Annotated in this window: 11 protein-coding genes; all 11 read right to left on the reverse strand. The window is 41.1% G+C overall.

Annotated features, from left to right (window positions below; genetic code table 11):
- Positions 1-3: 3 nt before the first annotated feature.
- The 11 genes from K8S19_01920 to K8S19_01970 all read right to left on the reverse strand — a co-directional run bounded on the left by K8S19_01920 (position 4) and on the right by K8S19_01970 (position 16,401).
- Complete coding sequence (locus K8S19_01920; protein ID MCD4812442.1) at positions 4-3,600, reverse strand: hypothetical protein; 3,597 nt, start codon at positions 3,598-3,600, stop codon at positions 4-6.
- Between the two features lie 9 nt (positions 3,601-3,609).
- A complete protein-coding gene (locus tag K8S19_01925; GenBank protein ID MCD4812443.1) occupies positions 3,610-4,500 on the reverse strand; it encodes an ABC transporter ATP-binding protein in 891 nt (296 codons plus the stop codon).
- Between the two features lie 170 nt (positions 4,501-4,670).
- Positions 4,671-6,887, reverse strand: coding sequence for a TonB-dependent receptor (locus K8S19_01930; protein ID MCD4812444.1), 2,217 nt, complete (start codon positions 6,885-6,887; stop codon positions 4,671-4,673).
- Positions 6,888-7,025: 138 nt separating this feature from the next.
- Positions 7,026-7,256: a hypothetical protein gene (locus K8S19_01935; GenBank protein MCD4812445.1), complete on the reverse strand. Its 231-nt coding sequence runs from the start codon at positions 7,254-7,256 to the stop codon at positions 7,026-7,028.
- Between the two features lie 95 nt (positions 7,257-7,351).
- Entirely contained in the window at positions 7,352-9,280 is a 1,929-nt protein-coding gene (locus tag K8S19_01940) for a TonB-dependent receptor (protein MCD4812446.1), read from the reverse strand.
- 119 nt (positions 9,281-9,399) lie between these two features.
- Positions 9,400-9,549, reverse strand: a complete 150-nt coding sequence (locus K8S19_01945; protein ID MCD4812447.1) for a YezD family protein — start codon at positions 9,547-9,549, stop codon at positions 9,400-9,402.
- A gap of 11 nt (positions 9,550-9,560) precedes the next feature.
- Entirely contained in the window at positions 9,561-13,385 is a 3,825-nt protein-coding gene (locus K8S19_01950; GenBank protein ID MCD4812448.1) for a cobaltochelatase subunit CobN, read from the reverse strand.
- A 946-nt stretch (positions 13,386-14,331) separates the two neighbouring features.
- Positions 14,332-14,658: a DUF2149 domain-containing protein gene (locus K8S19_01955; protein ID MCD4812449.1), complete on the reverse strand. Its 327-nt coding sequence runs from the start codon at positions 14,656-14,658 to the stop codon at positions 14,332-14,334.
- Positions 14,648-15,250, reverse strand: a complete 603-nt coding sequence (locus tag K8S19_01960; protein MCD4812450.1) for a MotA/TolQ/ExbB proton channel family protein — start codon at positions 15,248-15,250, stop codon at positions 14,648-14,650. The genes K8S19_01955 and K8S19_01960 overlap by 11 nt, the downstream gene beginning before the upstream one ends.
- Complete coding sequence (locus K8S19_01965; GenBank protein MCD4812451.1) at positions 15,244-15,933, reverse strand: hypothetical protein; 690 nt, start codon at positions 15,931-15,933, stop codon at positions 15,244-15,246. Before K8S19_01965 ends, K8S19_01960 begins: the two co-directional genes overlap by 7 nt.
- A gap of 12 nt (positions 15,934-15,945) precedes the next feature.
- A complete protein-coding gene (locus tag K8S19_01970) occupies positions 15,946-16,401 on the reverse strand; it encodes a flavodoxin (protein MCD4812452.1) in 456 nt (151 codons plus the stop codon).
- Position 16,402 lies beyond the last annotated feature (1 nt).

Below are 16,402 nucleotides of genomic sequence, written 5' to 3' on the forward strand. Positions count from 1 at the left end.
GCATCACGAAAGTAGCTTTACATGCGGCTTGAGGTCAAACTCGCTGAAATACTCCGAATTAGAGTCCCGGTTTTCAACGATATACCAATAATATGGATCCAGTTCAATTTTAATCGGTTCAAATTCAGTGTTAAATGAATAACTATGCGAGCCTGACTTTAATCTAATCTTTACTATTTCCTTTAGTTTTTCATTTTCATCAAGTATACCCACCTCAAGCCATTCATTAACTGCTTTTTTTGTCAGATTGCCAATGCCATCATTGTTTATTTTCTCCGCTAATATTTCTAAAGTAACCGCATTATTATTAACAGAAGCATTTCGCAATTTTATCCGGTACTGCATTCGGTTTTCAAACCATTCTTCAGCAGCAATACACATAGATTCAGGCAGCCATTTTTTCAAATCCCTGTAAAAATCACTAGATGTAACAAAATCACCCGAGCTGTTTCGCGATTGACGCAGCAGCCATTTACACAGCCACTCATTAAATTTTGTCACTCCTGCCTGCTGCGCAATAGAATACAATGCCCAGCCGCCCTTATTCCGGGATACATAACCAGCATCATCTACCCGCAATAGCAACGGTTCTTTTATGGATTCATCGCCTTTGCCTTTTTCATAATCAGCATATTTTTTGGTGAACCATTTTTTTAATTCCGGATGTCCGAATTTGTGATCCATAAAAATCAAGGCTGCATATTCGGGAATCGAATCGGTAATAACTCCGGCACCCTGCACATCCGCAGTCATTATTTTTACGGAAGTCCATTGTTTAGCCATTTCATAAGCGATGTTAAAGTATATATATTCCAGATCTTCCGGTTTTTGGGTATCTGCGGTCCATCCATGATTTTCGGAAATGGCAACCACATTGTGATAGGTAACAAAATCTTTATTATAAAATGGCTTTTCCAAAATGTGTAAGCAGGAATAGGGATATTCTCCGAATTTTTCAGATAGATATAGAAAAGATTCCTGTACTGCTTTTTGAATATGTTCAATATTGTAGGTATGTCTGGGATGGTAATATATTGTGGTTTGAGTTTCCCCAATCCTCATCACCTTCTTTGAATATCTCGCTGATGCTATATAAAAATTCATAAAACCGGGTTTTTCGGATTTATACTGAAAGTAATTTTTATCATTTTTCTGCCATTGGTTAATTAATACACCGGGACAAACTACTTGCTGCTCCCCGGATGTACTGACAACGATATTCCAGGATAATTTATCAGCCTGATCGGACTGCACCAGATTCCCACGGGAAAAAGGCTCCTGGTAACCGGCCATGCGAGATTTTTTAAGTACAAGATTATTTCCCAGACGATCTATGTTATTTTCCACTTCCCGCTTTTCATCATATCCAAAATAAGGAAGAATATCCGTACCCGAAAATGAGCCGTTATAAGTCAAATCCGCCTGAGGATCATTTTGATGAAACCCTTTATAATGAAGCTCAGCCTGGACATGAAGTACGGTTTTTTCTCCGGATTTAAGCGGGCGTGATAAATTGTAAATCGCATAACGCAGTAATTTATCTTCGGCTATCAATTCCATATCCCGGTTTTCCAGCTTTAAATTATCAATAAATAAAAACCTTTTCCAATTAATATGTAAAGTGTCGATTGCCTGTCCGCTCTTGTTTACAAGCAGCAGCCTGGCATTATATTTTGTTCTGCGATCAAGAGGATTTATATCCAACTCCATGTTTATATCAGCAATCTTTGGCTGAGGCAGTTCTGAATACTTTAGATATTTATTTTCATAATCAGCTGCTTCCGCGTTTTTTTGATCGCTGGTTTGGAATCCTGCCAGCTTATGAACGTTTTTATCAATTACATATTCAAAAGCGATAAATAAACCAAGAAAAAGGAAAAATACTATGACAAAACCTGCATTAAGTCCTTTATAAAAACCCATAAATCGTTCTTTAAAAATTTTTTTAATGCCGCGGTTCCATAATTTAACTGTAAGCAGCAGAAACATCACCGCCAGTGCGCTCCAGGCTCCGGCATACCAGGGCATGGCTTTATCGAATATGCCATAACCATTCATTTCCGAATAATCCTCTACCCCAGGCGTAAAGGGAAAAAGAAATCTCAGTTGCTCGATTAAACCAAACTCCACCGAAATTACCAAAAACAGAAATATGGCAATAGATGTTATATGCCCGGCTATACGACTATTGAATAAAGTGCCGGCAAAAAACGCGAGGGCTATCAAATGCATAAACGATACCAGACCAAAACGCGATAGATATATATCCTTAAAATATAATCCCCATTCTATATCAAAAAAGCCCTGGCTGATTTGCGCGCATAAACCCGCGCCGAGCATTACCGTACATACCAGAAAGGCAACACCTGACATCGCGATAAATCGCGATAAAACAAACACCCAGGTGGGCGCCGGCATGGCGTCGGTAATCTGCCAAATCCCGGATTTCCGGTCTTTAAATAAAACCTCACCTGCCCACAGCATTATAAAAATAGCGAGCACAACACCCATAGGTGCCCTGACAAATGACATGATATAAGTAAGCGGCAAATGAGAGGTGGTTATGTAATACTGAGTATTCCAGATAAAATTATAGCCGACAAACATCACAAACAAAAGCAGCATTACAATACGAAATACCACCGGCCGGGTAATATTTTTTAATTCCAGCCAGGCCAGGCGCAAAGACTTGCGCAGCAATTCCCTCACAGAATAAACCGGAGTTACAACGGACATTTCCAATTGCTGCCTGGCGGTGCCAGCAATATTTTCCGGTATTTTATTTTGTTTTGTAGCCAGAATCTTTATAAAATATTTAAAATTAAATTTTTTGAAAGAAATTATAAACATTATACCCGTTAGACCAAGCCAAAGCAGGCGGTTGATTAAAAACTCGGCATTAAGCGCCAAGTACGCGGTATTACGTTCTACAATACTCATGCTGTTAATAATTTTTTCCGCAACTACATAGCCGAATGGATCTATTAATGATAAAAGCAAAACATAAGTCGAACTGTCTTTAAGCGCCAGACCTACCATCACAAAAAAAAACAGGCTTGCGGTTCCAATAAAAGCAGCAGCGGCTTTTCTGAAAAGGACAACCAGAAAAATCGGAAATATAGTCAGCAGTAATATGTTAGGAATGGTGAAAATAATAAAAGCATGTATCAGTTGGCCGATAGGCGCAGGGCCGAATTGCTCCGGAGCACCAATCCCTATATAGGGTAAAAGCAGCATACCAAGGGGATAACCAATAAATAATACAATAGTTATCAAAACAGCGCTGATTAATTTACTGACAAAATAAACTTTATCATTTACCGGGCCGGCATACATTATTTCCGCAGTTCTTGCCTGCAAATCCCGGCCCAGCGCGGACGCGGCAATTATGCCGGAAATAACTATACCCAGCATTCCCATGCAGGCTATATTCAGATATATAGCAGCCGGCGCGTTCATAAATAATTTGACATTTGTCGCCATATTGTAAAAACCGAGATTATACCATATACCCTGGGCGGCCAGGATTGCAAACAGAATGTAGGTAAGGGGGTTTTTTAATCGTTCCAGAAATTCAAATTTAATTATTTTCGCTATCATAATAATCTCCTATACGCCGGCCAGGGCATTAGTTCCCGGATGGATAACGGTAAAATAGGCGTCTTCCAGATCAGGTTCTTTTCCCCGAAAGGAAGCATCCGGCTGCTCATCACTATAAACATCTATGCTCATCTTCCCTTGTTTTAAATGGGATGACGTTACTTTGAATTTATTTTCATAATCCGGCAGTTCATGCGCGGTGATTTCTTTCTCCCAAATCTTTCCTTTGACCGAGTCAATAATATCCTGCGGTATGCCGGTAACCAACATCTTGCCATGGCCAATAACCGCCATTTGGTGGCAAAGGCTGGTGACATCTTCCACAATGTGGGTGGAAAGAATTACAATCGCGTCTTCTCCCAGCTCACTTAAAATACTATAAAAACGTTTCCGTTCTGCGGGATCCAGTCCGGCAGTCGGTTCATCCACTATAATAAGCTCCGGATTTCCGATTAAAGCCTGGGCAATACCAAAACGCTGTTTCATTCCTCCGGAAAAAGTCCCCAATTTACTGTCCCTCTCAGCATACAAATTGACTTTTTGCAGCAAGGAGTTGACCAGTCCTTTGCGCTCATTTTTTTTTGACATACCCTTAATATCCGCCAGATAATCAAGCATTTCAAAAGCTGTAACTGAATCATACAACCCGAATTCCTGGGGAAGATACCCGAGTTTTTTGCGTGTTTCCATGGACTGTTTAAATACATTTATGGTATCAAAATATATTTCACCGGAATCAGCGTCTTGCAGCGTGGCAATCGTACGCATCAAGGTAGATTTACCCGAGCCGTTCTGGCCTAACAAGCCGAACATGCCTTTGCCGATGGTTAGACTGACACCCTTAAGCGCTTGCACCCCATTGGGGTAGGTTTTTGAAAGATTATTTATTTTTAATTGCATCATTTATCTCCTGGTTATTAAAATACCCTTCTCTGAAAAGACCGGGCCATAATTCATTTTTGTCATCCCCGAATAATGTTATCGGGGATACAGTGACTTTTAACTCTTAAAATTGAAACCTCTGGATTCCGGCTAAAATCATGCCGGAATGACGGCAAGGCTGTTTTCTCTCAAAATTTATAGGAAACCTTACCTCCAAATGTTCTTGGCGCTCCCATTAAAACACTATTCATACCCGTCAGATCATAGGCAAATTGAAAATACCTTTTATCTAAAATATTTTTCATCCAGAACATAAACTCAAAATTATTGATACCCAGTCCAATATGAGCATTAAAAAGCGCATAACCCGAATTTTTCATCGAGTTGTCCACACTATAATATTGTTCTCCGGTATATTTAAGTTCACCTCTAATAATGGGTTTGTACGACAGCTTATCCGAATGCATGATTTCTTTCGCATATTGAATACCAATCAGCCCGGTATATAACGGAGTAAAAGCCTGTGATTTACCCTTTAAGTCTTTTTTCTCCATTTGATTGGTCATAAAGTTATAAGTTGTTATCTCAAACTCTCTTAGAGTTGATTTATTGTACCCGCCTGAGGCATCAATAGTCAGACCATCAGCTATTAATGCCTGGGTCTCAAGTTCCACGCCATAAACCACGGATAAAGCGGCATTCTGTATCCCATAGTCCGTCGGGCCGAAATAAACATTCACCTGCTGATCCTTCCACTCTGCATAAAATATATTCGCATTTACTGAAAGCCTTTGGTTAAAAAGCCTTGATTTAATTCCTGCTTCATAGTTCCAGCTATATTCAGGATCATATTTAATTTTTCCCGAAATATGACTATAGGTGTTTATGCCACCGGCTTGATAGCCCCGGGTAACACTGATAAAGGGTTTTGCAATATCGTCAATATTATAGGCTATGGCAAATTTAGGCGACAGAGCCTGATAATCCGCTGATTCATTATATTTTTCCCCTGTAAATACTGTTTCGCCCATATAGCTACTCATAGTTTGGATTTCTGTTTTTTTAGTATCATAGTCACACCTTAGCCCTGCTGTTAATCCCAGCCGGTTAAATAAAGTATAGGTAAGTTCGCCAAAAGCCGAACCGGTTAATGTTGAGAGGGAATAATTATCCATAAACCCATTGCCTTCCATAGTAGCGTAAGGAAAATAGGGACTACATGAATCTTTCCCATATACTGCTCCCAAGTTCTGTTCCCGGTCATCATAGGAAACAAATAATCCCAGCAGCCATTTTAGATTTATATCTGTCATATCAGTTTGAATTCGCAGCTCATCATTTAAGGAAAAATCGTTATTCTCTCCACCGAATAACATAATATCACTCGCAGTATAATCCATTTCCATATCAGCAAATTTGCTGTCAGCTTTATTAATTCCCAGAATATTGACAATATTAATATTTTTTATTGAAAATTCAGACTTGAATGATCCGTTATGGCCAATAGTTTCATGAGTACCTGTTGCATTATGGTATAGCGTATACGGATCTTTATTTGCCATATCCGGCGAGGAATGAAAAGGGTATAACTCCTCTGACTTTTGCCAGTATTCATATTTTATATCAAACTCACTTGAAGAAGACGGCTTGATTTTTACAGCCACATTACCCGCACCTGCTGTAATTCCCCCGGTTTGCCTGCTAAGCGTTTCATTATAAAAATATCCGTCAAAAGACTTGAAATACCCTCCGAGTTTTAAAAATATTTTTTCATTTATCAGCGGGAAGGATATATCTCCATTGGTAATAGTATTATTAAAATTTCCATATTTAGTGCTAATATGTCCGCTAATTTCATTAACCGGAGGTTTTGAAATTATATTGATTACGCCCCCCATATTGTTTTTGCCGTATAAAGTTCCCTGCGGGCCTTTTAATATCTCAATCCTTTCCACGTCGTATAAAATCGGCGGGATTGACATAAACTTGCCCATATATATGCCGTCTAAATAAATCCCGGTGGCCGATCCACAGGCATTCATCGTGTAGAATCCCCGAATCACAGGCGATACCGATCCTGAAAATCCGGCATCTACTATAGTTACATTCGGACTTACTGCTGATAAATCCGCAATATCATCTATATGTAAATCCTCAATACGTCCGGAATCAAGCGAGGTTATCGCGGCCGGCACATCAAAAGCATCTTCTTCTTTTTTCTGGGCGGTTACCACGACAACCGGCAGCACGACAGCGAACAATTTTTCTGAGTTAGCTTCTTTTTCAATTGCCTGCGCCTGCCCGGTTTCCGGTGATGGTATCCGGGTATTTGTTTCTTCGGCACACACATTAAATTGCAGCAGCATAGCTGCCATTACCATTAAGCATGTTTTCTTTTTCTTCATTCTTTTTACCCCCTGTTTAAATTACTTTTTTATTTATTCTGCCAATAAGCACTCCAATATCCTTTTTATGCTTTTAATCCGCTCATACCCGTCTCCTCCTTAAATACATATAGCTTCTATCTCACATTCAACATCCTTCTAATTCAAATAGAATACCAACATACGCGGGCATTTGTGTCCCATGGAACATGGAAGCTTATGACTGTTTGCCACAACTTCAAGCAATGGCCCGCAGGTCTTTTGGCTGATAAATTCCCGCTTTTCAATCTCAGGAAGACAAAAATCAACAGGCCTTGCCCGGCAGGCCCAAACATCTGTAAATTTCGTCAACTGGACGTTTTTCTTCGAATTGATAATTTCAATCTCCACTGCGTGTGCCTCCGGTAAATTGATGTTATTAATCGGTAGGGACGATTCACTTGTGCCCTTCTTTTAGGTATGAATCGCCCCTGCATGACTATCGGTTAGAACTTCACTTTCAACCCAGCGAGAACACTGGTACCATCAATATCATATTCATCTGTGATATTTTTCTCGCCCGAAAGGTTATCTGCCCGGACAAATATGTCCACATAATCAAGAATATTGCGGGACAAAGCTAAATTAAACAGGGTATAGGCATCCAGTTGGTCTTCATTTTCCGCATCCTCAAAGCGTTCGCCCACATATTCCGCCTCTGCCACCAGCAGTACATCAATAAAGGGAATGCGGTAACTGGCGCTGAAGTCGAGCTTATGTTGAGGCTTACAGGTCAGTTCTTTCCCTGTCTCTTTATCCTCGGTTTGAAGATATGTGTAACCCAGCCTAAAGTTCAGATCATCCAGGGGCTGGCCGGCCACGCTAAATTCCATACCTTGCGTCATAACCGCATCCACATTGACCCAGTTCATATCCCAGGGCGGACGTCCCCGTCTTACATATTCAGCATTAATTAAATCCTCAATATCATTACGGAAATAAGAGAGCTTGGTCAGGAGCAGAGTTGAAAGGTTATACTCCGCGCCTACCTGATAACCAATGGATTTCTCAGGCTTGAGATCAGGATTCGCTTTGACCAGGAAAGGTCCCATGCGCCAGTCCTCTGCATACAACTTAACCAGGCTGGGAGCACGAAATGCGGTTCCCGCAGAAGCTCGCAATTTTAATCCTTCCATAACCTTATACATCAAGCTGGCCTTGGGATTAGTCTCTGTTCCCCAAAGGTCGTGATTATCCCCCCTGGCACCCAGAACTGCTGTTACCGGGCCAATATCCATTTCCGTCTGCAGCAGTCCACTGTGCAGGGTCTGATCCGCAGAATATTCTTTGCCCTGATCGTCTAATTTTTTGCTGTAATACGAATATCCACCGATAAGTGTGTAGTAATCAAACAAAGTACGGCTGTAATTGATTTCAGCATCATAATCATCGCCAATGTAATCAGTACTTTTATCCTCGGTGTAATGTTTATAATTTAATAATCCCCCCCGGAAATTTAATTTTGAATATTTGTCCGGAGTCCAATCAAACAGCATATTCAAACCCAGATGCTCCTGATTGCGGCCTTCATAATCCATCTTGTTTTTAGAGTAGGATGGTTTGACAGCTAATTTAACCTGGGGAGTAAATGAGTATTGCATGGTCCCTTGCACCATATCCTCGCTGTATTTATCGGTTTCCTTCTCAATGCCGTCGGACTGCCGGTGCGTATAATTTGCGGCCACCCCGAAATCTCCGGTCTTAATGCAGCCGCCTGCCTCATAAATCTGAGTCTGCCGGCTGCCCAAAGATGCGCCGGCTGAGGCTTGCATTTTTTCCGTCGCTGACTTAGTAATAATATTCACCACCCCGGCCATGGCATCGCTTCCGTAAAGCGCGGAACCCGGTCCTTTAACAATTTCAATTCTTTCAATCATTTCCACCGGGATTTGGTTAAGGTCAACAGCGTTGGCATGCCCGCCTACAGCTCTCTGTCCATCCACCAGAATAAGCGTCTGACTTGCGTCTAAACCCTGGATTTCAATCTTCCCCTTATCTCCCCAACTGCCGCAGGATTTGTTAATCTTTATTCCCGGCAAACCGCGCAAAGCATCCTGAACCGTTTTAACGCCCCTGGCCTGAATATCTTCCTTTGTTATGATCTCGGTTGTCACCGGCACATCGCCCAGTTTGTGTTCAGTCCGGGTAGCTGAAATTACAAGCGTATCTAAATTAAAATTTGACATTTCTTTCTCTGCTGAGGCAGCGGGAATCTCAACCGGCACTGCCGATTCCGCCACCGGAGCTGATTGCTCCTCAACCGGCGGCGCTGTTTGTTCTGCAACCGGCGTTGTCTCAATTTTCTGTTGCGCCCATGCCGGCATTCCCCATGTAACCATGCCCAGCATGGTTACTATTGCTATGTATTTTTGCATTTCTTCCTCCTGGTTTTACTAAATTTTTTTTCTATTCGGAATCCTCTGGTTATCCAGTGGGTATTCACGTATGAAATCTAAAAATAAGCTCCACCGGCATGGTAGCTTTTGGAATCAGTTTAGTTTTGGAAACGTTTCTTCTCAATTTTTTCTATTTGCACTATCTTTGCATCATGAATAATGATTCTCACCTCCCCATAATTCAATTTCATAATCGCCTTTGCGATTTCAGCCATAATATTTTTTTCTTCAAGATTCTCTTTTTTCATTAGCCTGACTCCTATAGTCGCTGCCTGCGCATGCCCCACAAAAGCGCTCCTGCAAAAACACCTATCAAAAGCAGCAAGATAAAGATAAGTTTTCTATTTTCTTTGATCATTTTTTTAACTTGTTCCATAACCTGCTGCTTCTTTTCCAGTTTCATGCCTTTTTGGTTTTCCGCAGCTTTGCCGACGCGGGTCTGAGTTATCTGTTTTTCATAGGCTTCTTTTAATTGCGGATCCAGTTGTTTGGTAAGCATGGCTCTTAATTTGGCATTGTCACATACAAAACCGCTGCATCCGGCTTTGTAATCAACCACCAATCGGGCATGCAGAATTGCCAATTGCTTGATCACTTTAGCATCCGGTTTCCATAATCCTTTGCGCACGGTTTCCAGCATAACTGCTGTCATTTCCTGCAATGCAAAAGGATTTTTCTTTTGAAAATATTTTTCCATACCCAGTTGATGCTTATCCTCAATATAGACCTGATGCAGTTCATCCCACAACGCTTTATCAATGACTTTAGGTTTCATTACATTCCAGCCATAGGTGTTTCTAAAACTCTCGGCAAATGTTTCCGCAGCAGAAGCTCCTTCTTTTTGCAGGCCTTTAATATATTTGGGATTAAATAGCGTTGTTCTGGACTCAAGCCATATAGCTTCTTTGGCGCCTTGTACTTGGGCACTATGTTTATTACGCAAATCATTAAAATAGGCATCCGGATCGCGGCCGGTTACATTGCGTATTACAGCATTAAGCCCGCCCATAAATTCATACACATGATCCAGGGATAAGGGACCGTTGACAGAAGACGAGCGCGGTTGAACAACAGTATCGGTCATCTGCAAAGCACCTTCAAAAATGCCAGGTTTAAAGGTTCCCCAGTTACCGGGCATATAAACTGCGCCCATATTTTTCATATATTGATCGGTTATTTCTTTGTCTTTTTCCCACTTGTCACCTGATTCCACTAATCCCATAATCGCTGTGCCATAATTACCATTAACACCTCCAAACACTCTGGCTGTTGAAAAAGTCCGGGCTTCTTCCGGTGACAAACCTTTGGCTTTCATCACTGCTTCTGCCTGTTGGGTACCTTCTTTGACATAATTCTTATATTCCTGTCCATCATCAGCCTGACTGGCCAAATCCACAGCTTTTTGAATCAGATTAATTCGCGATGAAGCAATATCCCGGAACTGTCCGGATGTCTGTACCACCACATCAATCCGGGGCCGCTTTAACCTTTCCATAGGAATTAACTTCAGATCGTGGACAACACCCCGCGAATTACGGACCGGCTCAATACCCAGTAAATAAATGATTTCTGCAATCTGAGTACCCTGACCACGAATAAATTCACCACCCCATAGGGTAAAAGCCACTTTTTTAGGATAGTTACCTGTTGTTTTTAATTTAGCTGCCAATAATTGTTCTGCCAGTTCAACGCCGGTTTTCCAGGCTTCTTTAGTTGGTGTTTTTTCCGCATCAATGGCATAAAGATTTCGTCCGGTAGGCACGGCCTGGGGATTAACAATGGCATCGCCGCCGGAAGAAGGTGCTATATAGCCTCCATTTAATGCATTTTCCACACCTGATAATTCAGCTCCGGTTGATGCCTGCAAATTCCGGTAATACGTTTTTACTGACAACAAGGCATTACTATAGGTTTTGGCGGCCCTGACATATGCTGCTTCTTTTGCTTCCAGATCAACCAAACGGGCTTGGGCCAGTTCCAGGCCTTTTTCCAGTCGCTCCGTATAAGCAGAACTTGTCATCATGGTTGATACTGCTTTGGCCATGGGATGATCCATATCAGTAATGATTTCCGCCAGATTTTTATTTTTTAAATAAAATTCCCAATCAATAATTATTTCTTTTAATTTGGCAACATTTTGCTTATCTACAATTGTTTTTTCAACCGAACTCCCTTTAAACAATATAAGCAATGCATTGCTGGTTTTTTTATCCAGACACTGCTCAGCCCGCTTTTTCCGCATCATTACTTGTTGGGCAGCAACCCGTTGCTGCAATTTCTTGTCCTTTAATAATTCAAATACCCGCTGCCGGACATTCTCATCCTGCATTTTTCCAACTAATTGAAGAACATCAGGCATGTTCATAAATTTTAGTTTCTCCTGCATGGCAGGAATTAGTTTGGCAATTTTCATAGCCTTTTTCATACTTACCGGATCAAGTAATCCAAAGATACGATCAACGTTTTTCTCTTTTTTTAATTCTTCAATAAATGCCTTTTTTTCAGGATCACCGGCAACAGCCACCACATCATTAATTAATGCTTCTTCATCTATAAAAGAGACCGACTCGGCTTTTTTGTGACCTGTTTTTTTCCCCGACATGGCAATCATGCCGGCAAAAAATTCATCATCACTCATGGTTTTGTTGGCATCATCCCAGACTTTGATCCGTCTTTGATCTTTTAGATCAAGATAGTCAAACTCATCTTTTTCACCTTTGAGTATGGCAGCAATCATCGCGCCTGCTTTTTGGCGGTAGTGTTCTTCAAAATAATGAGCATTACCTTTTTTTTCCAGCGTTAAAAGGCCTTTAATTACATCCATATCAGCTAATCCATACGCCAACCCATCAATAGCCATTAACCTGGCTGTTTGATAATTTTCCTTTTTTGTATAAGAGCGGCCCATTGAATATAATCCTTTGGTGATTTTTTCCTGTTCAATGGCATGAATATAATTATGAAGTTTGCTTAACATTTCTTCTGTAAAAGGGTCCTCATCTTTAAGACCTATATCTTTTCTCAAATTAAGTTTATCTACTACTTCAATAACAGTATTTTTATAAGCTTTTTTCATGCCTGGTTTTTCTGTGCTGTAATAATGATGAATCGCCTCATGCAGGTCATTAAATTGCGCATACAATTCTGATTCTGTAAACGGCGGAGTTAAATGCGTTACCAATGTGGCATAGCTTCTTCTTTTGGCAATAATGGCTTCACCAATATTGTTAATTACATATAAATAGATGTGCGGCATTTCACCGATCAGGGCATCAGGCCAGTCTTCTTTGGAAAGTGCTGTTTGTTTCCATGGTGTGAATTCAAGACTGCCATGAGTACCAAAATGCATAACTGCATCCGCGTTAAATCCGTATTGCAGCCATAAATAGGGCGCAATATAGGAATGAGGCGGCGCTTTTTTAACCCCATGAATTAATTTGGATGATTCGTCTCCATAGGCCGGCATGGGCTGCGGCAGAATAACAACATTGCCGAATTGAATGCGTGCAATCGCTAAATATTGAGCACCTTCTTTTTCCACGTTCATATAGGAACCCGGCGCCGGTCCGTATAATGAAACAACATTTTTAATCATGTCCGGTGTTAAACGCTTTTGACACCAGACTTGATACGTTTTTACATCAATCAATTCCGGTTCACCTTGTTTTAAAAATTGTTTGATGGTTCCCTGGGCATAGGTACCAAGCACAGCACCTTTTTTTTGAATAAGCTGTTGCAGTTCATTAACCGACTTTGGCAATAACCCGGTTTGATAGCCTTGGGACTTCAAATAGTGCAATGTATTGAATAAGGATTCACAGACATTAAGACCTCCGGCTACCATGGCGTTTAATCCCGGTCCTTTGTAATAAACAATCGCCAGTTTTTTATCTTGGTTATCCGCTTTTTTTAACTTCAGCCAGTTATCTGCCTTAGCTACCATGCGCTCTACCCGTTCAGGAATGGCTTTAAACACATATAATCCCTGGTCGTTTTTAAACTGGGCGCCAATAATCTGCATATCAATGGCCCCATCCAGTTCCGGCATGACCATACTCTGACTGAGCATAGATCTTCGGACCATTCCTCATAGGGTCTATACATTTGCAGAGCACACATAACCGGAATGTTTTTTTCTTTTAAATAAGCAATCAGCGCTTCTCCCTGCCCGGGAATCATTCTTCCATGGGGCATAAGAATCACCAGATCAGGCTCAACTGACTTGATAAATTCAAAACGCCTGGTAAATCCGGCAATCGGGTAGACATTATGACCTGCTGATTCCAGGCCAATGATCAAAGCGTCAACCGGACCGCGATTGTTGGGATTTTTTGGTCCTAAATTGCTGGTCACAATACAAATATTACTGGCGGCTTGATCGTAATAACCCCTGGTTTCATAAAATAATTGATAGTCTTTTTTGACGGGATAATATGCTTCTTTATCCAGATGAAAAAACAAATTACGCGGAATAATATGCGGTTCGGATATTTTTTGGGTAAATAGTTTTTTATTATCAAACACACGTCTGCTGTAATTCAAAAGATTGGTGAAATTCTTTTTACCGCTGTTTTCAAAATAACCTTCAATTGCTTTTAAATCTTTTCCCGTCAGGTTGGTCAAATCACTCCCGGTGCTGGTGGCTGCATAGACATAAACTTTGCTGCCCTTTTTAATCGCCTGTTTGATTTTTAGCTGTTGCTCCGGTTTTAGATGAAGCCCCATGCCAAATAAATAAATCGCTTTAAAGCGGGTCAAACGCGGCATTTTTGTTTCGCGCAGATCATACCGTTTCAATTTCACAAACATATTCGGCTTAGCCTTCATAATCTCGGCATATTGAAAATCCCGAAAATTAATAAACGCGATTGATGTGGGTTTTACATAGCGATAAAACAATCCTCCCAACACAAACAGTAGTAATACCCCGGCAATGATTATTTTGATTTTATTTTTTTTCATTTCCCCGACCTTTTCAATTCATTATTTGGTAGGGGCACGGCGTACCGTGCCCCTACCGATATTTATGTTTATTCCGGCACATAAATAATCTGCCCGTCTTCCAGTTCATAAGCGATGCCAATCTTGCGCCCTTTCCCTTCTCCGCTTTCCTGACTACCCTTATACGATGTGATCTGTTTCCCTTTTTTCACAATAATTTCCATATTTTCCTTACCGGCATTTTTTATCATAGTAAATTCTTCCTGCCTGAGCAGCTCCGGCACTTTGAAAAAAGTAACCATTGCCACCATCAGAGCTACTGCGAAAATCATAGCCAGATCAAACAAATTGGCCATACCTTCCAAAGGATCGCTATCCGCATCCAACAGACGGCGATAAGGACGATTATTGCGCATCTGCTTCACTCCGGCTTTTATTTACTTCCATCACAAATTGTAAATCATTCAAATCTTCCGTATTCCAGCGATGCCGGATAAGCTGGATTACAAAACCGATAGCGCCCACAAAAACCCCGACGACTGTTGTTGAAAAAGCAACCTGCATATTAACTGCCATTGACTCAATATCACCTGAAGCCAGCCCCACCAGCGCCGGTCCCATGGGTATGAGGGTCCCCATAAGTCCCAGCATGGGACCAAGACGCATCATGGTCCTGGCTTTTTCAAGCTGTTTATGATTTTCCAGCTCATAATCCGCCAGCAGCTTGTCTGAAATAATTGATTGCCACTTTTTTATTCTGCATTGCTCTACAAAATAGAAAAATCGATATTGCTGTATATCTGCTGACATATCCTCAGTCTTTTCATGATTCATTAATTGCTTTAAAAGAGTCTGCTTTTTTTTCTTTAAATGCAACCTTTTGGTATAACTGCCATAAAATCCGCCCAACAGGATTAAGGTCATGACAAATATCGCAATCAAAGTCACAATCACCGGTATTAACAATGCCGTTGATATCCAATATAAAACATTCGTCAGTACTAACATTTTTTTCTCTCCTTTGCCAACTTATGCATAAACCAGCCGCTGATCACAAACAACATCATTCCCATCAGAACCAGACTGCTTTTTATCCATTCAATTTCAAATACCTGCTCACGCATTTCTGTCCCGGTTAACATCAACGGAATAAACATAGCTACCAGGATTTGGAAAAAATTAATAATAATCTTCATTTCCAACCGCCCGATCCATTGCTGAAAAACCATTCGCAAAAAAATGACTAATAAAAAAAGCACCACAACAACAGCTGCGCTCATCATCAACGCAATCAACCAGTACGACCACTGATGTGCCACATGCAACAAACCGCCCAGACCGACAAACAAAAAAACAAATACCAAACCATTCGGAAAAAGAATCCCATTTGTAAGTATTTTTCCTTGATCCCTATGCAAAAAATGATTGCGCATCATTCTAATCGTCAAAAACATTACTGCCATGGATTCCACAATCTGAAACGTACAAATACTCAACAAAACTTCCTTGCTTTGAACCCATGCCATCATCGTCAACGTATTCACTTTCATACTCAGCGGCAACATCACAAGTACGCTGATTGCAATCACACCCACCACACTCCATAGCAACACTTTGTTTTCATAAAGCGATAAAGTCAGCATGGTATGACCAATAGCTAAAATTGATAAAAACAGTAATAAGACCAGCATTATTTCTCCTGCTTAACTTTGATTTTCTTCAAAAGCTCCGGCCATTTTCACACCCCAGTCTTTGGCTTCATCCAAAACATCTTCACTAATTTCACCGTCGATTTTCAGATTGTCCGTAACGATTTCCGCGCCGCCGGCCTTGAGGGTTTCAGTCAAAATATCCACGGCCTTGCAATATTGAGCATACATACTGTCACCCGGTCCAAAAACCGCAGCCTTTTTGCCGGCCAGGTTCAGATTCCGCAGGCCTTCTTCGAACTGAATAAAATCATCCTGCAGTTCCCCGTCACCCCAGGTCGAACAGCCCAGTACAATTAGCTCGTAGTCTTTCAAAGTCTCCGGGGAAAAATCCGCGACATTCTTCCGAACCACCTCAAACTCCGCTGCTTTCAAACCCGTTGCCACGGCCTCGGACATCTTCTCGGTATTTCCTGTTGTACTTCCAAATACAATAATTGCTTTTATCATT

The sequence above is a fragment of the bacterium genome (assembly GCA_021108215.1).
GTDB lineage: Bacteria > Oederibacteriota > JAAXVQ01 > JAAXVQ01 > JAUVAV01 > JAIORK01.

What these genes read in the sequence shown, in the direction of transcription:
- K8S19_01920 (MCD4812442.1), bottom strand. Translation starts at nt 3,600, where the DNA reads ATGATAGCGAAAATAATTAAATTTGAATTTCTGGAACGATTAAAAAAC.
- K8S19_01925 (MCD4812443.1), bottom strand. Translation starts at nt 4,500, where the DNA reads ATGCAATTAAAAATAAATAATCTTTCAAAAACCTACCCCAATGGGGTG.
- K8S19_01930 (MCD4812444.1), bottom strand. Translation starts at nt 6,887, where the DNA reads ATGAAGAAAAAGAAAACATGCTTAATGGTAATGGCAGCTATGCTGCTG.
- K8S19_01940 (MCD4812446.1), bottom strand. Translation starts at nt 9,280, where the DNA reads ATGCAAAAATACATAGCAATAGTAACCATGCTGGGCATGGTTACATGG.
- K8S19_01945 (MCD4812447.1), bottom strand. Translation starts at nt 9,549, where the DNA reads ATGAAAAAAGAGAATCTTGAAGAAAAAAATATTATGGCTGAAATCGCA.
- K8S19_01950 (MCD4812448.1), bottom strand. Translation starts at nt 13,385, where the DNA reads ATGGTCCGAAGATCTATGCTCAGTCAGAGTATGGTCATGCCGGAACTG.
- K8S19_01955 (MCD4812449.1), bottom strand. Translation starts at nt 14,658, where the DNA reads ATGCGCAATAATCGTCCTTATCGCCGTCTGTTGGATGCGGATAGCGAT.
- K8S19_01960 (MCD4812450.1), bottom strand. Translation starts at nt 15,250, where the DNA reads ATGTTAGTACTGACGAATGTTTTATATTGGATATCAACGGCATTGTTA.
- K8S19_01965 (MCD4812451.1), bottom strand. Translation starts at nt 15,933, where the DNA reads ATGCTGGTCTTATTACTGTTTTTATCAATTTTAGCTATTGGTCATACC.
- K8S19_01970 (MCD4812452.1), bottom strand. Translation starts at nt 16,401, where the DNA reads ATGATAAAAGCAATTATTGTATTTGGAAGTACAACAGGAAATACCGAG.